This is a genomic window from Streptomyces sp. NPDC033165 (genome assembly GCF_055577965.1).
In genome coordinates this window covers 108943-128147 of the sequence record NZ_JBVIPK010000006.1, presented here as the reverse complement: position 1 = coordinate 128147, position 19205 = coordinate 108943, and the positions used below count along the sequence as shown (strand labels likewise).

Here is a 19205-nt window from a genome sequence, read left to right as displayed (position 1 = left end):
GCCGAACCGGGCGCCGCCCACCCCTCCCCACCCGGGTGTTTCCCACCCGGGGGTTTCAGCCGATCCTGGTCAGCTTGTCGCCGAAGGCCGGCTCGGGCAGGTCGCTGCTGAGCGCCACCGGCGCCGTGACCTTTCCGGTGCCCGTACCGACGGTCACCATGCCGACCTCGCTCCCGGCCTTCGCCCCGTGGTCGATGCCCTTGCCGTTGCCGTTGACCTTCAGCTCGACCTTCAGCCCGGACCAGCCGACCGCCTTCAGGTTCTTGGTGGCGACCACCGGGGTCTGCCCGCCGTAGCCGTTGTCCACGTACCCGACGACGTCGCCCTTCTTCACCACCGTGGCGGAGGTGGGCGCCTCCTGCGCGCTCTGGATCAGCTTCAGGCTGTTGGTCAGGGACAGCGTCAGGCTGTCGTAGAGCCGTCCGGTACCGGCCTGCTGGCCCATGACCGCACCGTAGATCCACAGCGTCTTGCCGTCGACCACGGTGTTCGCCGACCAGAGGAGGTTGCCGCCCGCCGGAGTGGAGGACCCGGTCTTGATGCCGCTCACGCCCGGCTCCAGCAGGAGCGTGTTGTTGTTGTAGATCTTGCCGTCTATGCCCTCGATCTCGACCTGCGGCATGTCCACGACCTCACGGAAGACGTCGTTGCGCATGACCGCCTGCGCCAGCTTCAGCTGGTCGCCGGGGGTGGAGACGGTGGTCTCCTCCAGCCCGCTCGGGTCCGTGTACGTCGACCCGGTCATCCCGAGCTCCTTGGCCGCGTCGTTCATCTTGTCGATGAACGCGTCCTCGGAACCGGCGTCCCAGCGGGCGAGCAACCGTGCCGCGTTGTTCCCCGAGGGGATCATCAGCAGCTGGAGCATCTGCCGCTGGGTGAGTTGCTGCCCCTTGGTCAGCGGGGCCGTCGACTCGTCGGAGCGCTTGGACTCGTCCTCCGCCTGCTGGTCGACGGTGATCGTCTCGCCCTCCTCGTCACCCTTGAGCGGGTGCTCCTTGAGGATCACGTAGGCGGTCATGACCTTCGCGACACTGGCGATCGGGGCCGACTTCTGCGCCCCCTCGGAACCGAGCGATCCCACGCCGTCCACCATCACGGCCGACTGCCCCTGGCCCGGCCAGGACAGCTCCGTCGCGCCGCCCTCGAAGGTGTACGTCGGCTTCGCCGTCAGCTTCAGCTCGGGCTCCGGCATCGGGCGCATCACCTGCGCGATCGCAAAGACGATCAGCAGGAGGAGGGCCAGCGGGGTCCAGATCTTGACCCGGCGGACCGCGTTGCGCGCCGGGGTCTCCGGGGGCGGCGGGGTGTTCGTCAGCTCGGCGAGCAGGTCGAGCGGCGGCTTCGGCGGCAGCGGCTGCTGCCGGGTCCGCTCGGCCGTGGCCCAGGACGGCGCGGCGGGCGCGCCGGCGGCCGACGGGCCCGCCTCGGGGGCACTGGCGGACGCGCCTGAGGTCACGGATGCCCCGGACGTCCCGGATGCCTCGGGCTCCGGCTTGCGAGGCGCGGGAGCGGAACGTACATCGTCGGAGCGCAGCGGCACGAAGGTGCTCGTGCGCTCGGCGGCGCTCTCGGGCTTGCCGTCCGCAGGCTTGCCGTCCGCCGTGCTTTCGCTCGGGGGAAGCTTCAGCGCGGTCGTCGCCTGGTCGACCCGGTCAGCCGCCTTGACCGCCTTGAAGACGGCAGTGGGCTGATCGATTCCTCGCAGGTCGGAGCCGGTGTCGGGGGCTGCGTCACCTGTGGATTCGTCCTCAGCCTTCCGCTTCGGCTCGTTCTTGGGCTCCGCCTCGGCGGTCGGCTTGGCCTCGGGCTCCTTTTCCCCCTCAGCACCCGCATCCGCATCCGCGTCCTCCGCAGGCTTGTCCTCCGCAGCGGCATCGACCCACGCGGCCACTGCGGCGCGCAGCCGCACATCCCCGGCCTCGGAACCGCCCCCGGAACCGCCCCCGGACTCGCCCCCGGACTCGGCCTCGGACTCGCCCTCCGCCTCGGACTCGCTCTTGGCACCGCTCCCAGGCTCACCCCCGGCGGCCTCCCGGCCCTTCGGGCCCTTCGGGCCTTCCTGGCCCTCCGGAGGTTCGGAAGCCTCCCCAGAGGCCGTGACGGCCGCCTGCGGCTCGGGCTTCGCCGCGGGCTCGCTCACGGCGGCGTCCTCAGGAAGCCGGGGGCGGAAGACCGCGGTCGCCGTATCGGACGTCACACCGGAAGCCCCACCCGCGCCGGCATCCGCGTCTGCTTCCGCTTCCGCATCCACGTCCGCTCCGGGGTCACGGAACACGGCGAAGCGCGGGTCGCGTTCCTCCGCAGCCGTCCCCGACGACTTCTGCTGCTCCGTTTTGTCGGGGGACTCGCCCGCCACCGATGCCTCCTCATACCCTGCGGGGCCACCCCGCGCAGTCCGAACCATCTACCAGTGTCCTGTGTGAACCCCTGGCCGAGCTGCTAGACGAGAACGACATAGCTACTGGTTCCCGTACAAAGCAGTCAGGCGCTCTCGACAGATGAATGTGAGAGGGGTCACCCTGTCAGACATCCACGCGGGGAGGCATGGATGGGCAGGAGCCGCAGAACAATTCCGGAGGAGCTTCTGCTGCTCGCTCTGGACCCGACCACGGGTACCACAGCGCAGCCGCAGTCGCTCGACCTCGGCCTGGCCGGGGCACAGCTAGTGGAGCTGGCTCTGGCAGGACGGATAGCCCCTGACGGGGATCGTATCGCCGTGGTGATGCCACGGCCGACAGGAGATCCGACTCTGGACTCCGCACTGGAACTGCTGCGCCGTCGCGGCAGCCCGGTTCGGGCCGTCCACTGGATCGGCGGACCCCGGCTGGGGCTGCGCCAGATCTATCTCGCGCATCTGGAGCGGTGCGGCATGGTCCATGCCGTGGCGGGCCAGATGTGCGGTGTACTGCCGACGACTCGCTACCAGGCGACGGACACGGCAATCAGCCGGGACATCAGGGCCCGGCTGGACAGCGCGATCCGCACCGGCGTACCGCCGGACCCGCGGACCGCCGCGCTCGCCGCACTGGCCCACGCGGTCGGACTCGGCAAGCACCTGTACCCCGGGAACGAGGGGCGTTCATCGCGCTCCCGGCTCCGGGACCTGATCAGGCACGACCCGATGGGCGGACTCGTGGCGCACGCCGTGATGGACGTCCAGAACGGGGTGGCCGTCCAGCCACGCCGTACGCAGCAGTCAGCGGGCCTTCCGTTGCAGCCGCAAGCACAGGCCCGTCGCGGCAGCATGGCGCACACCGCCGCAAGCTGACCGTCCGGACCCGAGCACAGAACAGCAGTACGCGACAACAGCACACCGCCGTACCGTCGTCACAGGACCCGGTCCGGGAGCCGCACCACGCACGGGGCAGCCGGTATTCACCATCACCGGCTGCCCCGTGCGCTTGCGCGCCCTCCCGCGCACCGGTGCGTACGCCCCCCGCAGTCCGCGTGTGGCCGTTTCCCAGCGCGGCCGGGGCAAGGGGTGGCAATCTGCTGAGCAGTAGATACGCACAGCTACATAGCCGGAGGTGCACTTTCCGTGCCGTCCAACGTCAATCCCACAGTCAGGCGACGCAGGCTGGGCCAGGAACTGCGCCGCCTGCGCGAACTCAAAGGCATGACGGCCGAGGAAGTGGCGGAACGACTGCTGGTCTCGCAGTCGAAGATCAGCCGACTGGAGAACGGCCGCCGCTCGATCAGCCAGCGCGATGTGCGCGACCTCTGCGGGGTGTACGAGGTCGAGGACCACCGCATCGTCGACTCGCTCATGCAGATGGCCAAGGACTCGCGCCAGCAGGGCTGGTGGCACGCCTTCGGCGATATCCCGTACAGCGTCTACATCGGTCTGGAGACGGACGCGGAGTCGCTGCGGGTGTACGAGCCCCAGATGGTGCCGGGCCTGCTCCAGACCCGGGCGTACGCCGAGGCACTGATCAGCGGCGCGCTGCCCGAGGCCCCGCCGACGGACATCGAGAAGCGGGTCAACGTACGCTCCCGGCGCCAGGACCGGGTGAACGCGCCGGAGAATCCGCTGCGGCTGTGGGCGGTGATCGACGAGTCGGCCCTGCGCCGTCGGGTCGGTGACAACCAGGTGATGATCGACCAGCTGGAACACCTCGTCGAGCAGTCGCATCTGCCGCATGTGACCGTGCAGGTGCTGCCGTTCGACATGGGAGCGCACCCGGGGATCAACGGGCAGTACGCGATTCTGGAGTTCCCGGACGCGGCCGACTCCAGCGTGGTGTACATCGAGGGCGTCACGAGCGATCTCTACCTGGAGAAGGCGCACGACGTGCAGCGCTACAGCGTGATGTACGAACACCTGCGGGCCCAGGCTCTGAACGTGGAGCAGACGCGGGAGTTCATCAGCAAGATCGCCAAGTCGTACACCAGCTGACCGATCACAAACTGACCGTTTTCGGGGCTCGGCACCTGCCACCGACCCATCGAGTGAGTGGCGGCGGCACAGTACACCGCCGCCAGCTCACTACGGAAGATCTGACCAAGGAAGATCACCCGGTCGAGTGAACGGCCATCTCATGGAACAGGCTTGGCGAGTAGCGTCGATCACGCCAATCGGAATCAGGTTGGTGCGACTCACCCAACTCTCTGAACCGGAGTGAACATGGCAATTCTTCAGGGTGCTACGGACGCGTGGACGAAGTCGTCGTACTCCGGGGGCAACGGCGCGTGCGTCGAGGTCAAGTCCCCGGTCGCTCTGTCCATCGCCGTCCGCGACTCGAAGGCTCCCGAGGGGCCCTCGCTCACCTTCGTCCCCGGTGCGTGGAACGCGTTCGTGCGTGACGTCGCGGCGGGCCGGGCCGACGTCTGACCCCGACCGGCCAGGCACGACCGGCGGTTGGCCGGTCACCACGCACCACCTGACAGGGCCCTCTCGACCGGTCGCCGTCCTGGCCGAGGGGGCTCACTCCGAGCCCAGGGGCTCGCCACGGAGCGAGATCAGAGCGAGTTCAGTGCCGGCTCAGAGCCGGCTCAGAGCGAGGGGCCTCTCGCCTCGCCCCCACCCCTCACTTCCCACCCCTCACTTCCCACCCCTCGCTTCCCGCCCCTCACCTCAGCCGGTCGACGTACCGGTCGGTCCCCGGCACGGTGGGAATGAACGGCGCGACCAGCTCCACCCGCCCCAGCCCCGTCTCCGCGACCGCCGCGTCCAGACCGGTGAAGTGCTCCTCCCAGCAGCTTCGCGGATCCTCCTGGAGGAACCACAGCAGCGTCAGCCGGGTGTCGACGCCCTCGACCTGCTTCACGTACGTCATCCGGTCGCCGGGCAGCGGGGTCGGCCGGAAGACCGTGACCATGGCCGCGGGTGAGCCCCTCAGCCGCTTCGGAAGATGGCGCGAACGCAGCCACTCCAGCAACTCCGCCCGCCGCTCCGGCCCTTCGGCATCGACGACCTGGAGCACGAGCCCCGCGTACGGGTGATCCAGCGCGTGGAAGTCCCGGGGCCCTGCGGCACCGTCGCGGTAGACGGTGGCCTCGTGATCCTGGAAGGCCGTGAAGACATGGGTCCGGTCCTGGTAGACCCGGCCGTCCCGGTTGAGCCGCTTGTTGATGGCGACGGTCCACTTCATGTGGTCGCCGTAGCGCCCCTCGGTCACCCAGTACGTCGACAGATAGCACCCCGCGCCGACGGGCTCGGCGACGGCCGACTTCTCCGGATAGCGCAGCTCCTGGAGGTCCTTGGTGGCCACCCAGCGGCGCCCGGCGAACATCCACGGCATCGCCGTCGCGCCCGCGTAGTAGTGGTCGTCCTCGTACCAGCGGTTGTACGCGTACTCATGGCCCGGGTGCGGTTCGACCATGGTGATCAGGGCGTGCCCGGGGCGCACCCCGTACGGCCCCACCGCGGCCAGCTCGGCATACCTCTCGCTGCGTGTCGCGTCGTCGCCCACCATGTCTCCCTTCCCCTTCCGCCAGATCCCGCATCCCCCTACTCTGACGGTTCGTCAGATGTACTGCCAGGGCCGGGAGGCGCCGATGTTGCTCACGGGGAAGACGGTCATCGTCTCGGGTGTCGGGCCGGGGCTCGGGCACCGGGTCGCGGAGACCGTCGTACGGGACGGAGGGCGCACGGTGCTCGGGGCGCGTACGGCGGCGAACCTGGCGAAGAGCGCGGCGGAGATCGACCCCGGGGGCCTGCACACCGCCCACCTCGCCACCGACATCACGGACGAGGCTCAGTGCGAGGCGTTGGCGGCGCTGGCGGTCGAGCGGTTCGGCGGGATCGACGCGGTGGTGCATGTCGCCGCCTGGGACAGCTACTTCGGGGGACTCCAGGACGCGGACTTCGCCACCTGGCAGTCGGTCATCGACGTGAACCTGCTCGGTACGCTGCGGATGACCCGGGCCTGTCTGCCCGCCCTCAAGGAGCGGGGCGGCTCGGTGGTGGTGATCGGGACGCAGTCCGCGGTGGCCGCCCCCTCCCAGGTGCGGCAGGCGGCGTACGCGGCGTCCAAGGGGGCGCTCACCTCGGCGATGTACTCCCTGGCGCGGGAGCTGGGCCCGGACCGCATCCGGGTCAACACGGTGCTTCCGGGCTGGATGTGGGGACCGCCGGTGCAGGCGTACGTCCAGTTCACCGCGCACACCGAGGGCGTACCGGAGGCGGAGGTGCTGGCCCGGCTCACCGAGCGGATGGCGCTGCCGGAGCTGGCCACGGACGGGGATGTGGCGGAGGCCGTCGCCTTCCTGGCCTCCGACCGGGCGCGGGCGATCACGGGCCAGTCGCTGCTGGTCAACGCGGGCGAACTGATGCGATGACGGTCCGATCCGAGGCACCCGGTCCAGGAGCCCGCTACCCGCGCGGGTAGCGGGCCAGCCAGCCCGGGGCGGCGGCGGACGGGCTGTGCAGGGCCGGCCCCTGGGTCATCTCCATCGCGAAGTCGTCGGCCAGTTCGAGGACGGTGGAGCGCCCCTCCAGCTCCACGAGCCAGGCGGGTGGCAGGGCGGTCTCCCCGTGCAGCGCGCCGAGCAGCGCGCCGCAGGCGGAGGCGGTGGCGCTGGAGGGGCCGCTGTGGTTCACGGCGAGCCGCAGCCCGTGCCGGATGTCCTCGCTGACCAGCGCGCAGTACACGGCGACGGCGAGGACCTCCTCGGCGGCGTCGCTCGCGCCCAGCGCCTCGATCAGGGCCGGGCCCGGGACGCCCTGCCGCACCGAGCCGAGGGCCTTCTGCAACGCCTCGGCGACCGGTTGGTGACCGGGGCGTTCGACGAGCAGGGCCAGGGCGTTCTGCGCGGAACCTTCCAGGGTCTCCCCCCGGGCCAGCCCGTGCACGAGTACGGCGAAGGCTCCGGCGGCCAGTTGGGCCGCGGGGTGGCCGTGGGACTGGGCGGCGCACTCGACGGCCAGCTGGAGCACGAGGCCCGGCTCCCAGCCGACGAGCAGCCCGAAAGGCGCGGACCGGGTGAGCGCGCCCGCGTCCCGGGCGGTGGGGTTCTTGGGCTGGTCGAGGGTCCCCATGACGGTGTCGCCGAAGCCGGTCAGGGCTTCCCGGGCGGGGCCGCGGCGGGCGTAGAGCCACTCCTCGGCGGCCAGCCAGCCGTTGTCCTCGCGGCGCTCGTCGGGCCCCCAGTCGTGCTGGGTGGCGGCCCAGCGCAGGTGGGCCCGGTGCACATCGGTGGGCGGGTGCCAGGCGCCGGTGTCGCGGCGGACCTGGGCGCGGATGAGCCCGTCGACGGTGAACAGGGTGAGCTGGGTGAGCGCGGTGACGGCCCCGCGTCTGCCGTGCGCGACGACGTAGTCGGTGACCCCTTCGGCCCCGTGGGCCGCCCGGATCTCCTCCAGTCCGAGCCCGCTGACCCCGGCCCCGAGCGCGTCCCCGACGGCCCCGCCGAGCAGGGCCCCGCGGACCCGGCTGCGGAAGTCCTGCTGCTCGGCCCGGCCCCAGACAGCCGTGGTCCCTGTGCTCACCCCGCCCCCTCCCGACGCCGCGTATCCCCGGACACCGCGTACAAGCCCGCGCGGGCCCCTGCGGGCGACCGCGCAAGCACTGTAATCGAACGGGAACGGGCGGCAGAGGGGGCGGCCGGGGTACGTACGGGTATGTCGACGCACGTCCCGCAGGTCGTTTTTGGCCGGTGTCCCGCAGATCGTCTCTTGCCCGTGGGCACGGCAGCCGGTCAGAGATCATCGGGCACGATCCGGAAGTGCGCGTACCGGCCCGCGAGCGGCCGCAGGGCTCGGAAGTCCCGGATATCCCGGGTCAGCACGGCATCCGTGTCGTATTCGGCCGCCAGCGCGACACTGACCGCGTCCACCAGATCGAGGTTGAGCCTCGCGTACCGGGCCCGCACGGCGAGTGCGGCGTCCAGGAGTTCCGCGGTCGGAGGCGCGAGGACGAGCCGCATCTCCCTGACCCGCTCCGTGATCGAGCGCAGGATGTGATCAGCCACCCTGCGGCCTGCCCGAACCGTCGCCACGTGATGAATCTCGGTGAGCGCGAAAGGGCTCGCGACCAACAGACCACACCGGTCGACGGTCTTGCGTGCGGCGAGGTGGGCCGGGTCGGAGCTGTTGTAGAGCGCGAGCAACCCTGACGTGTCAGCGATGACGATCACGCAGCATGCCCCCGGCCCCGGGGCTCTCCGCTGCCGTACGCCTCGTTCACCGCCTCACCCACGTCGTCGCGCGTGATGGGCCCGCCCAGGTCGAAGGTCTCCTCATCGGTGACGAAAAGCTCGTCCCACACGCGCCGGGCGAGCGCGATCCGGTGGATGCCCTCCCGGATCAGCTCCGCCTCGGGCACTCCCAGGCGTCCGGCCGCTTCCTTGATCAGGGCGAGGTCCGCGTCGTCCGCGTACACATTCGTCCGTTTCAGCGCCATACGGCGCTGGTACAGAACATGTACCAGGCGCGCAGTCTCTCCGTCACACCGCCCCCAGCCGTTCCCGCTGCGCCCGCGCCCACGCGTAGTCCGGGTCCAGCTCCAGCGCCCGGTCCAGGTCCGCCAGCGCCTCCGGGAGCCGCCCCAGGGCCTCCAGCGCCAGGGCCCTGCTGCCGTGCGCCCAGGCGTACTCCGGGTCCAAGGCCAGCGCCCGCCCGTAGCAGCCGACGGCCTCCTCGTACCGCCCCGTCGCCCGGTACACCTCGCCCCGCTCCCCCTCGGTCCCGGCGAGGCCGGGGGTCAGCTCCTCGGCGCGGTCCAGGTCGGCGAGGGCGCCCACCGGGTCGCCGAGCGCCATCCGCACCCGGGCCCGCCGCACCAGCGCCCACGCGTACTCCGGCCACAGGGCGATCGCCCGGTCGAAGTCGCCCAGCGCCTCCTCGTGGCGGCCGAGGCGGTGGCGGACCAGGCCCCGGCTGCCGAGCGGCACGGCGTCCGACGGGTCCAGGGCGTGGGCCCGGTCCAGGACTGCCAGGGCCTCCTCCAGGCGCCCCATCCGCCGGTAGGTCTCACCCCGCTCGCGCACCGCCCAGGCCCAGGCTGGCGCGATCTCCTCGGCCCGGTCCAGGTCGGCGAGCGCGTCCTCGTACCGGCCGAGCGTCCGCAGCACCACCGCCCTCCCCTGGTAGGCCCGTTCGCAGCGCGGGTCCACCGCGACGGCCCGCCCGTGGTCGGACAGGGCGGCGGCCGGGTCCCCGGCCCGGAGGCGGTCCCAGGCCCGCGCCACGAGGGCGGCGGCCCGGTCCTTGTCGGTCAGCTCGGCGCGGGTGAGGAGGAGGCCGAGGGCGGCGGTGGGGCGGGGGCCGTGGTCGGTTACGGCGGCGAGCAGATCCCGGCCCCACTCCCGCAGTACGGCGTCGTCGGCGTCCTCGCCCGCCTCCGCGAGGGTCTGGGCCCAGTGGCGGGCGCGGGACGGCCGCTGGTCGCACAGTGCGATCCCGGCGCGCAGGGCCTCGGGGAGCGCGGTGCGGGGGCGGGCGCAGAGCCGGTGGTAGAGCACGTCCAGGGCCGCCCGGCGCCACGGCTGGGAGGCCCAGAGGCGTTCCGGGTCGAGGCCCTCGGCGGCGGCGTCCCGGCGGGCGGCGAAGGCGTCGGCCAGCCGGTCGTGCGCCGCCTGCCACCGCTGCGGCGAACCGGTGCGCTGGAGGCGGAGCATCGGGGCCCGGACGACGGCGTGATAGCGGGATCGTCCGGTGTACGGCTCTGCGACGAACGGCAGCTCGTGCAGCCAGTCGTAGAGCCCGGGCACGGCATGCGACCCGTGCGGTACGGCCACGGCCACCAGGTCCTCGTCGAACCGGCGGGGCAGCGCGCAGGCGAGCGCGGCCGCCCGGCGGACGGGGTCGCTCTCCCCGGCCAGGAAGCGTTCGACGGCGGTGGCGTTCGCCTCACCGGCCGCCCCGGGGTTGGCGGCGAGCGTCGACACCAGGACCGGCAGCCCGCCGGAGAGCCGCAGCACCTCCCGTACGGCGGGCTCCGCCACCACACCGCGTCCGTACAGGAGTTGGCGCGACTCCTCCTCCGTGAAAGGCCCCAGCGGTACGTCGGCGACCAGGCGTCCCCGGTCGCCCCAGCGCGTGGGGTCCAGGCGGCGCTGTCCGGCCAGGGTCAGCACGAGGTTCGCGGGCAGCTCCCCGTACCGCCCCGCCGTCAGCATGTCCGCCAGCCACCGGTCCAGCAGGGGCGCGGTGCGCTCGTAGGTGTCCAGGAACAGGGCGACCCAGGGCACGGCGTCCGCGACCCGTTCGATCTCGGCGACGAACGCCGGCGTGAGGACCCGTACCGGTTCCGCCAGCAGCCGGGCCTCCTCCTGCTGCCGGGCCCGCCCCCCGAAAACCGCCCGCAGCCCGCCCGCGCCCCGCGCCACGACCGCCGGGTCGATGCCCCCGGCCAGCGCCCCGACGACCGGTATCGCCCCGGCCGCGATCAGCCCGGCCTGCGCGGCGGCGAGCGCTCCGGGCGACGGGCCCCCGGCCGAGCTCTCGTTGTCGGCCACGAGCCGCCCGGCCGCGTCGTGCAGCGCACGCCGGTATACGGCGAGCAGCCGGTCCAGCGCCTTGAGCGGATGCCCCTGCTCGGCGAACTGCGCGGCGATGGCGGCGAGTACGTCCGGCACGGAATCGGCGCTCTCGTCGACCGAAGCGGTCAGCGCCCCGAACTCCCCTGCCACCTCGCGCCATTCCCGTACGAGCGAGGTCTTACCCACCCCGGCGTTGCCCCGCACATGGAAGACGAACCGGTGCCGCGGGTCCTCGGGCGGCAGCGCCAAGTTGGCGCGGAACAGGTCAAGTTCGGCCTCGCGCCCGACGAAGGCGGCACGGCGTTGCCCTTCGACGATCTGCTGGAGAGAGAGACGGCGGGGACTGGGCGGCGACATGGGGCCAGTCTGTCAGCGGACCGGGACGTCCGGGAGCCGCTGCCCCCGGCTGTGCGCGACGACCAGCACCTCCCGCAGGGACAGGACGGCCTGCGTCAGCGCGAACCGTACGGCGACCTCACCGGCCGCCTCGTCCGCGAGCACTTCGTGCGCGCCCTCCACAACGACCTTCCCGCACTCGATCTGCTCCTCCTCCATCTCGTCGGCGAGCCGGGAAAGCCTGCTGTTCGGATTGTCGGTGCTCAGGTGGCAGGGCTTGCCTTCAGCGGACCTCCAGGGGAGGAGGCGGAGCCGCGAGGTGTCGTTCATGTCGTTCCGTTCCTTAGCGCGTGGGGGTGCGTGACCCTGACGGGTGCTGATTACCGTTCGTGCCTCCATCGTCACGGCCGCCGCCCTACGCTCGACAGAGGCACGCGATTGCCTGCGAACAGGACAACGGCGAGGGGTCGGAGAGTCGGGGATGACCGAAGTCGCGGAAGCGGAAGCCGAAGCGGAGTCGGGGCGCGCGGCACTGGGGAGCGCCCTGCGGTACTTACGGCAGAAGGCGGGGCTGTCGCTCGGCCAGCTCGCCGAGAAGACGCGCTACGACAAGAGCTACCTGTCACGCCTTGAGGCGGGGAAACGGCTGTCCAAGCAGGCGGTGATGGAGGACCTGGACCGGTTCTACGACACGGGCGGGCTGCTGGTCGAGCTGTGGAAGGTGGCGCGGCGGGAGGTCTTCAAGGACAAGTACAAGGAGTTCATGCGGCTGGAGTTCGGGGCCCGCATCATGCACCTGTTCACGCTCGGTATTCCGGGGCTGCTCCAGACCGAGGATGTGGCGCGTGCACTGTTGTCCGGCGACCAGGAAACGGAGAGCGAGGCGGAGTCGGTCGAGGAACAGGTCATTGCGCGCCTGGGCCGCCAGCAGTTGCTCTTCCGCAATCCGGCCCCCACCGTCCGGATCATCATGGACGAGTACGGGTTGCGTCGTCCGGTGGGCGACGCGGAGGTGTGGGAAGCCCAGTTGGAGCATCTGATCAGGATCGCGGAGCTGCCGATGGTCACTCTTCAGGTGTTGCCGTTCACAGCCGGGGCCCACCACCTGATGGACGGCTCCCTTACGCTGATGTGGCAGGAGGACGGGAGTGCCGTTGCCTACATGGAAGGCAACCAGTGCTCCGAGTTGCTGGAAGATCCCGCAGACGTCACGCGCGCCCGGCTGTCCTACGATCGGGCACGGGATCGAGCGTTGCCCCCGCCCGACTCCATCGCGTTCATCAGGGGCGTCCTGAAGGAGTTCAGAGGATCATGAAGCGCACGCCCGACCTCTCCACCGCGACCTGGCGCAAGTCGAGCTACAGCGACGGCGGCGCGAACAACTGCATCGAGGTCGCCGACGGCTACCCCGGCCTCGTCCCCGTACGCGACAGCAAGACCCCCACCGGCCCCGCGCTCATGATCGCCGCGCCAGCCTGGTCGGCCTTCGTGGACTTCGCGGCCGGTCACTGAACCCGCTGCCGTACACCGCAGGGCCCGCCCTTCGCCCTCTCCCTGCGGAGCGCGGGCCCTCGGGCCTCCACGGGACGGCCCGGGAAATCGCGTTCCGGCGCGGGCATCGCCGCCGTATGCTCCCCAGAGGGATGGGGCTCGTAGCGCAGCGGTTGTCGCGCCTTCACCGCATGTGGGAGGACGCCGGTTCGAATCCGGCCGGCCCCACCCCCTCGCCTGCTGAGCACCCCGCGACTACTCAGCCGCCCCCCCCCCCTGACTTTCGGCTCGCTCTGGGCTGACCACAGCGGCCGGTGCGGCCGGCCGGAGTCGATGGACGTCAGCGTACGGTGCCGTCCCACTGCCAGTCAGTGTTCCGGGGCAGCCCGGAAAGCGGGGCGGTCCAGGGAGGCGAGAGGGTGATGCAGTGGTCGGCGGGGCGGGCGATGAGCAGGCCCGCGTAGCCGGTCAGGCCCAGGGGTCGAAGGGGATTCCGGCGGGCCGGGAGTTGTCGAGCAGGTTACGGAAGCGGTCGTCCTTGTCGGTGACCTTGATGGTCGCGGCCCCGAAGTCGGCGTTCATGAGCCGCTCGCGCAACTCGGTGCTGGGGAAGCCGTTCCAGTCGACGACCGGGGGATAGCGCCAGTTGCCGTAGTGGTTCTCCGGCGGCTCGTCGTTGCCGTTGGCGAGGCGGAAGAAGTGCGTGCTCCAACCGTCCTTGTGGTAGACGACCTTGGGGTGTGAGCCGTCGAAACGCACCTGCGAGCGCGGGTAGGTCCTGACGGTGCTGTGTTGCGTCGTCGAGACGTAGTCCACCTGGTTGGAGCCCTGGTTGACCCAGGAGATCACATGCTCGAAGTCGTGCCGGTGCCCGCCGAGCCCGCTGCCGTGGACGGCCTGGTCCTTCTCGAAGTAGCTCGCGTAGACGATGGCGCACCAGCCGTTGTTGCACTTCGACCGGGCGTAGGTCTGGGAGTTGTCCAGGTCCCACCTGTCCCGGCAGCTGCCGTTGACCGCACCGGTCGTCTTCAGCCCCGTCGCGAGGGTGCCGTCGGGACCGATGGCGGGCGTGGCGTAGCAGCCGTCCCCGTCGTAGTCGAAGGCGGGCGAGAAGGACTGCTCGTAACCTCCGGCGTTCTGCGGGAGGTTCTGCGGCGGGTCCGCGTGGGCGGTGGAGGCGGGCATCAGGACGAACAGGGCCGCGGCGGCCAGGACGGCGGCGGCGCGGAAGGCCAGGCCCCGGGCGGCCGGGGCCCCGGCGGGGGTGGCCGGAGAAGGCGGATTGCGCATGCTGGCTGGTTCTCCTCGCGGGACTGGCGGCCGAGGCGGCTGGTCGCCTCGGCGCGGGGCGCCTGTCGCAGTCTGGAGGAAGAACCCTGCGATTGTCCGTACACGGTCACTACTTTTCCTGACGCCACGACGACATCGCACCCGACGGCCGCGCGCCCCGGGCGGTCACCACTCTGGCCGCGCACCAGCGGGCGGCGGCGACCCGGGCCGCGCGCCACCGGGCGGTGGCGACCCGGGCCGTACACACCCGGCCGGTCACCGCTTGGGGCCGCACGCACCCAGGCCGTCACCGCCCGTCGAGCAGCCTCGCCACGGCTTCGCGCGCATGGCGGGCCGGGGCCGCGTCACCGCTGACACCGGCCGCCACGATGGCCCCTTCGGCGAGCAGGAAGACCGGCTCGACGGACGTCGGCGCCCCGGCCGCACGGACCCACGTCGCGAGCTGGTCGTGGAACGCCTTCTTGTGCGACCGGACTTCGGCCAGGACCGGCCCGGACGACGCGCCGAGCTCACCGTGGGCGTTGATCCAGGCACAGCCGCGGAAGCCCGGCTCCGCGAACCACCCGGCGAGCCAGTCGAAGACCGTGAGCACGCGTTCGCGGGGGTCCTCGACCCGCTCCACGCAGACGGCCAGGCCCCCCCTCCACCGCTGGTCGCGCCGCCGGAGCACCGCCACCACGAGGTCCTCCTTCGCCGCGAAGAACCGGTAGATCCGCTTCAGCGGCAGACCGGACGCCTCGCGGACCGCGTCCATCCCGACCGCCCGGATGCCCCGCTCGTAGAAGAGCCGCTCCGCCGCGTCGAGCAGCGCCTCGCGGTCCAGGCGGTTCTGTTCCTCGGTGATCGGGGCCGGCATCGGGGGCTCCTTGACGTTGAGAACGATCGTTCCCTACCTTAGACCCCGCCAGATGGAGAACGTTCGTTCTCGACACCAGGAGGCCGCTGTGCAGGAAGACCGCCCGCCCTACCCGCCGTTCACCCGGGAGACCGCCCGGCAGAAGGTCCAGGCGGCCGAGGACGCGTGGAACACTCGCGATCCCCGGCGGGTGGCCCTCGCCTACACGCCGGACTCGGCCTGGCGGAACCGGGACGTGTTCGTCAACGGCCGCGAGGAGATCGTCGCCTTTCTGACCCGCAAGTGGGAGCGCGAGCTGGACTACGCGCTGCGCAAGAGCCTTTGGGGATTCGACGGGGACCGCATCGCCGTCCGCTTCCAGTACGAATGGCGCGACGCGGACGACCGGTGCTGGCGCAGCTACGGCAACGAGCTGTGGGAGTTCGACGAGCGCGGCCTGATGCGGCGACGCGAGGCGAGCATCAACGATGTCGCCATCGCCGAGGCCGACCGACGCATCCACGGCCCTCGGCCCGCCGCCGAGCACGGGGCCGACATCCCGCTCCGGTAGCGGGAGTCCGCCTAGCGGGCCTCGCGGGGTGCCGCGCGGGGTGCCGCAGGTGGCACCAGGGACATCCACAACCCCAGCAACGAGGAACTCTCCGTCGCGGAACGTCGGGTCAAGCGGGTCCTCTGGGAGGCGAGCGAGACCGCATCGCGGCCCGCGCTCTGCGCGCCCCCGCCAAGAACAGGTGATCGGACACGGGCCGGCGGACACGGGGCGGGGACGCAGGAGCGGTGCGGGGCGGCCCGGTGGCCGATCCCCGCCCCGCCTCTCCCCCCCGCCCTCAGCTCGGCAGCACCGGCAGCAGTTCCGGCAGGTGACCGTCCGAGGCCGCTGCCGCCGCGATCCGTTCCGCCGGGACCTCCCCGTACAGCGTCGTGCGCGGGCGGGCCGGGCGGCCCGCCAGTTCGGCGATGGCGGTGAGGTCCTCGATGGAGCGGTACGAGCCGTAACTCGACCCGGCCATACGGGAGATCGTCTCCTCCATCAGCGTGCCGCCCAGGTCGTTCGCGCCCGAGCGGAGCATTTCCGCCGCGCCCTCCGCGCCGAGCTTCACCCAGCTCGTCTGGATGTTGGTGATGTGGGGGTGGAGGAGGAGCCGGGCCATCGCGGTGACCGCGCGGTTGTCGCGGTCGGTCGGGCCGGGGCGGGCGATGCCCGCCAGGTAGACAGGGGCGTTGGTGTGGATGAAGGGGAGGGTGACGAACTCCGTCAACCCGCCTGTCTCCTGCTGGAGTCGGGACAGCGTACGGAAGTGGCCCAGCCAGTGGCGGGGCTGGTCGACATGGCCGTACATCATCGTCGAGGACGAGCGCAGACCCACCTCGTGGGCCGTCCTGATGACCTCCAGCCAGGTGGCCGTGGGCAGTTTGCCCTTGGTGAGGACCCAGCGGACCTCGTCGTCCAGGATCTCCGCCGCCGTTCCGGGGATCGAGTCGAGCCCGGCCTCCTTGGCGGCCGTCAGCCAGTCGCGGATCGACAGGCCGGTGCGGGTCGCACCGTTGACGACCTCCATGGGGGAGAACGCGTGCACGTGCATGCCGGGGGTCCGCTCCTTCACCGCTCGCGCGATGTCGAAGTACGCCGTCCCGGGCAGGTCCGGGTGGATGCCGCCCTGCATGCAGACCTCGACCGCGCCCACGTCCCACGCCTGCGCAGCCCGGTCCGCGACCTGGTCGAGCGAGAGCGTGTACGCGTCGGCGTCCGTACGGCGCTGGGCGAAGGCGCAGAAGCGGCAGCCGGTGTAGCAGACGTTGGTGAAGTTGATGTTCCGCGTGACGATGTACGTGACGTCCTCGCCGACCACGTCCCGGCGCAGCGCGTCCGCGATCCGGCACAGCTCGTCCAGTGCCGGGCCGTCCGCGTGGAGCAGGGCGAGGGCCTCGTCGTCGGTGAGCTTCGTCGGGTCGTCGGCGGCCTGGCTGAGCGCCTGGCGTACGTCGGCGTCGATGCGGGACGGGACCATGCCGGGGGCCGCCGCCTCGCGGAGCGCCTCCCAGTCCCCGTAGACCTCGTCGAAGTCGTCGCGGCGGTCGCCGGTGCGGCCCTCGGTGTCGATGGTGGCGTGCAGGTCGGTGCGGCCGGTGGAGGTGAAGCCCTCGTCCGGCTCCTGCCAGGGCAGGCCGACGGGGACCGCGTCCTCGCGGGCGAGGCCCGTCTCCGGGTCGGCCAGGGCGCGGACGTGCGGGAGGAGGCGGGGGTCCAGCCACGGCTCGCCGCGCTGGATGAACTCGGGGTAGATGGTGAGACGTTCGCGGAGCGTGAAGCCCGACTCGGCTGTTCGCTCCGCCAGTTCGTCGATGTGCGGCCAGGGGCGCTCGGGGTTCACGTGGTCGGGCGTGAGGGGTGAGACCCCGCCCCAGTCGTCGATGCCCGCGCCGATGAGCAGCGCGTACTCCGCGTCCACCAGGTTCGGCGGGGCCTGGATGCGCGCGGACGGGCCGAGGATGTGCCGGGCGACGGCGATGGCCGCGGCCAGCTCCTCCAGCTCCGCGTCGGGCATCTTGCGCATCGCCGTGTCCGGCTTGGCGCGGAAGTTCTGCACGATGACTTCCTGGATGCCGTGGTAGGCGCGGGCCGTCTTGCGCAGCTCGAAGAGGGAGTCGGCGCGTTCCTCGTACGACTCGCCGATCCCGATCAGGATGCCGGTCGTGAAGGGGACGTTGGAGCGGCCCGCGTCCTCCAGCACACGCAGCCGTACGGCCGGTTCCTTGTCCGGGGAACCGTGGTGCGGGCCGCCCGGCTCGGACCACAGGCGGGTCGCCGTGGTCTCCAGCATCATCCCCATAGAGGGGGCGACCGGCTTGAGGCGCTGGAGGTCGGTCCAGGTCATCACGCCCGGGTTGAGGTGGGGCAGCAGGCCCGTCTCCTCCAGGACGCGGATCGCCATGGCGCGTACGTACGCGAGGGTGTCGTCGTACCCCTCCGCCTCCAGCCACTCCCGCGCCTCCGGCCAGCGGTCCTCCGGGCGGTCCCCGAGCGTGAACAGCGCTTCCTTGCAGCCCATCGCCGCGCCCTCGCGGGCGATCTTCAGCACCTCGTCGGGCGAGAGGAACATCCCGTGGCCCGCCCGGCGGAGCTTGCCCGGGACGGTGACGAAGGTGCAGTAGTGGCACCGGTCACGGCAGAGACGGGTGAGCGGGATGAAGACCTTGCGCGAGTACGTGATCACGCCCGGCCGGCCCGCGGCTTCCAGGCCCGCGTTCCGTACCCGGGCGGCGGACGCCGCGAGGTCCGTCAGATCGTCGCCGCGCGCCTGGAGCAGCACGGCGGCCTCGGTCACATCGAGGGCGACACCGTCGCGGGCGCGTTTGAGCGCGCGCCGCATGGCGTTGGAGGTCGGGCGTCCGCTCTGAGCATCGGTCATGAACCGAGCATACGAGCGAGGTACACGCACCGGACCAGGGCCTCGGCCCGGGATTCGCCGCCCGCGACATGACCGTGGTCACTCGTGCGGGCCGACTCGTTCGGATGAGAGCCCGCCGACGGTGTCCTCACGCCTACTGTCGGAACGGTGATGGAAACGATCGTCCTCGACATCGGCGAAACCCTCGTACGCGACGACCGGCACTGGGCGTCCTGGGCCAACTGGCTCGGCGTACCGCCGCACACGCTCAGTGCGCTGGTGGGCGCGGCCGTCGCCCAGGGCCGCGACGCCACGGACGCGCTGCTCGTCCTGCGGCCCGGCATGGACGTCGAGGAGGCCTACTCCGCCCGCGTGGCCGCCGGACGCGGCGAGCACCTCGACGAGTCGGACCTCTATCAGGACGTGCGGCCCGCGCTGGGCGAACTGCGGGCCGCGGGCGTCCGCGTGGTGGTGGCGGGGAACGGCACGGCCCGCGCCGGAGAGCTGCTGCGGGCGCTGGACCTGCCCGCCGACCTGGTGGTCACCTCGGCCGAGTGGGGTGTGCGGAAGCCGGACCCGGAGTTCTTCGCGCGGGTGACGGAGGCGGCGGGTGCGGCCCCGGAGGCGACGCTGTACGTGGGCGACCACCCGGCCGAGGACCTGTTTCCCGCAGCCGCGGCGGGCCTGCAGACGGCCCATCTGCGGCGCGGGCCGTACGGGCACTGGTGGGCGGACCACCCGGACGTGGTGGAGACGGCGGACTTCCGCATCGGCGCGCTGACGGAGCTGGTGGGGCTGACGGACTCGGTCGGGCCGACGGCGCCGCCCGACGCGGTGCCGGACGAGAAGCCGAAGGTGGTGCGGCGGGGGGCGCTGCGGTCGGTCCGGTAGGGACGGGCCTGCCCCCGAGCCCGGCGCGA

At 71.8% G+C, this 19205-nt stretch carries 18 protein-coding genes and 1 tRNA gene; 9 read left to right on the top strand and 10 right to left on the bottom strand.

Annotated elements, in window-relative coordinates; genetic code table 11:
- Positions 1-55: 55 nt before the first annotated feature.
- The gene (locus tag ACZ5WC_RS16535) at positions 56-2404 is read right to left on the bottom strand and encodes a serine hydrolase (RefSeq protein WP_468541445.1); all 2349 of its coding nucleotides are present in this window, start codon (positions 2402-2404) and stop codon (positions 56-58) included.
- Between the two features lie 144 nt (positions 2405-2548).
- On the opposite strand from ACZ5WC_RS16535, the gene ACZ5WC_RS16530 reads away from it, so the two are divergent.
- From ACZ5WC_RS16530 to ACZ5WC_RS16520, 3 genes are all read left to right on the top strand, one after another.
- Positions 2549-3268 carry a GOLPH3/VPS74 family protein gene (locus ACZ5WC_RS16530; RefSeq protein ID WP_096628970.1) on the top strand — a complete coding sequence of 240 codons (720 nt, stop codon included), beginning with the start codon at positions 2549-2551 and terminating at the stop codon, positions 3266-3268.
- Positions 3269-3538: 270 nt separating this feature from the next.
- Positions 3539-4396, top strand: a complete 858-nt coding sequence (locus ACZ5WC_RS16525; RefSeq protein WP_096628968.1) for a helix-turn-helix domain-containing protein — start codon at positions 3539-3541, stop codon at positions 4394-4396.
- Positions 4397-4624: 228 nt separating this feature from the next.
- Positions 4625-4831, top strand: a complete 207-nt coding sequence (locus tag ACZ5WC_RS16520) for a DUF397 domain-containing protein (protein ID WP_468541444.1) — start codon at positions 4625-4627, stop codon at positions 4829-4831.
- A gap of 238 nt (positions 4832-5069) precedes the next feature.
- Here ACZ5WC_RS16520 and ACZ5WC_RS16515 read toward each other — a convergent pair whose 3' ends face one another.
- Positions 5070-5915, bottom strand: a complete 846-nt coding sequence (locus tag ACZ5WC_RS16515; RefSeq protein WP_468541443.1) for a hypothetical protein — start codon at positions 5913-5915, stop codon at positions 5070-5072.
- 82 nt (positions 5916-5997) lie between these two features.
- Between ACZ5WC_RS16515 and ACZ5WC_RS16510 the strand changes: the two genes are divergently transcribed.
- Entirely contained in the window at positions 5998-6780 is a 783-nt protein-coding gene (locus ACZ5WC_RS16510; RefSeq protein ID WP_468541442.1) for an SDR family oxidoreductase, read from the top strand.
- Between the two features lie 34 nt (positions 6781-6814).
- Here ACZ5WC_RS16510 and ACZ5WC_RS16505 read toward each other — a convergent pair whose 3' ends face one another.
- From ACZ5WC_RS16505 to ACZ5WC_RS16485, 5 genes are all read right to left on the bottom strand, one after another.
- Entirely contained in the window at positions 6815-7930 is a 1116-nt protein-coding gene (locus ACZ5WC_RS16505; RefSeq protein WP_468541441.1) for an ADP-ribosylglycohydrolase family protein, read from the bottom strand.
- A 209-nt stretch (positions 7931-8139) separates the two neighbouring features.
- On the bottom strand, positions 8140-8577 hold the full coding sequence (locus ACZ5WC_RS16500) for a type II toxin-antitoxin system VapC family toxin (protein WP_468541440.1): 438 nt from the start codon (positions 8575-8577) through the stop codon (positions 8140-8142).
- A complete protein-coding gene (locus ACZ5WC_RS16495) occupies positions 8574-8843 on the bottom strand; it encodes a ribbon-helix-helix domain-containing protein (protein WP_468541439.1) in 270 nt (89 codons plus the stop codon). Before ACZ5WC_RS16495 ends, ACZ5WC_RS16500 begins: the two co-directional genes overlap by 4 nt.
- Positions 8844-8886: 43 nt before the next feature.
- Complete coding sequence (locus ACZ5WC_RS16490; RefSeq protein WP_468541438.1) at positions 8887-11280, bottom strand: tetratricopeptide repeat protein; 2394 nt, start codon at positions 11278-11280, stop codon at positions 8887-8889.
- Between the two features lie 12 nt (positions 11281-11292).
- The gene (locus ACZ5WC_RS16485) at positions 11293-11589 is read right to left on the bottom strand and encodes a sulfatase (protein ID WP_468541437.1); all 297 of its coding nucleotides are present in this window, start codon (positions 11587-11589) and stop codon (positions 11293-11295) included.
- Between the two features lie 151 nt (positions 11590-11740).
- Here ACZ5WC_RS16485 and ACZ5WC_RS16480 point away from each other — a divergent pair, with 151 nt between their 5' ends.
- From ACZ5WC_RS16480 to ACZ5WC_RS16470, 3 genes are all read left to right on the top strand, one after another.
- Entirely contained in the window at positions 11741-12574 is an 834-nt protein-coding gene (locus ACZ5WC_RS16480) for a helix-turn-helix domain-containing protein (protein WP_468541436.1), read from the top strand.
- The gene (locus ACZ5WC_RS16475) at positions 12571-12771 is read left to right on the top strand and encodes a DUF397 domain-containing protein (protein ID WP_468541435.1); all 201 of its coding nucleotides are present in this window, start codon (positions 12571-12573) and stop codon (positions 12769-12771) included. The genes ACZ5WC_RS16480 and ACZ5WC_RS16475 overlap by 4 nt, the downstream gene beginning before the upstream one ends.
- A 133-nt stretch (positions 12772-12904) precedes the next feature.
- Positions 12905-12978, top strand: a tRNA-Ala gene (locus tag ACZ5WC_RS16470).
- Positions 12979-13218: 240 nt separating this feature from the next.
- Here ACZ5WC_RS16470 and ACZ5WC_RS16465 read toward each other — a convergent pair.
- Positions 13219-14040: an NPP1 family protein gene (locus tag ACZ5WC_RS16465; protein WP_468541434.1), complete on the bottom strand. Its 822-nt coding sequence runs from the start codon at positions 14038-14040 to the stop codon at positions 13219-13221.
- Positions 14041-14326: 286 nt separating this feature from the next.
- Positions 14327-14896: a TetR/AcrR family transcriptional regulator gene (locus ACZ5WC_RS16460; protein WP_468541433.1), complete on the bottom strand. Its 570-nt coding sequence runs from the start codon at positions 14894-14896 to the stop codon at positions 14327-14329.
- Positions 14897-14984: 88 nt separating this feature from the next.
- On the opposite strand from ACZ5WC_RS16460, the gene ACZ5WC_RS16455 reads away from it, so the two are divergent.
- Positions 14985-15446 carry a nuclear transport factor 2 family protein gene (locus ACZ5WC_RS16455; RefSeq protein ID WP_468541432.1) on the top strand — a complete coding sequence of 154 codons (462 nt, stop codon included), beginning with the start codon at positions 14985-14987 and terminating at the stop codon, positions 15444-15446.
- A 277-nt stretch (positions 15447-15723) separates the two neighbouring features.
- Here ACZ5WC_RS16455 and ACZ5WC_RS16450 read toward each other — a convergent pair whose 3' ends face one another.
- Positions 15724-18306, bottom strand: a complete 2583-nt coding sequence (locus tag ACZ5WC_RS16450) for a bifunctional FO biosynthesis protein CofGH (protein ID WP_468541431.1) — start codon at positions 18304-18306, stop codon at positions 15724-15726.
- Positions 18307-18456: 150 nt separating this feature from the next.
- Between ACZ5WC_RS16450 and ACZ5WC_RS16445 the strand changes: the two genes are divergently transcribed.
- Positions 18457-19176 (top strand): HAD family hydrolase, encoded by a 720-nt coding sequence (locus ACZ5WC_RS16445; RefSeq protein WP_468541682.1) that lies wholly within the window; start codon positions 18457-18459, stop codon positions 19174-19176.
- Positions 19177-19205 lie beyond the last annotated feature (29 nt).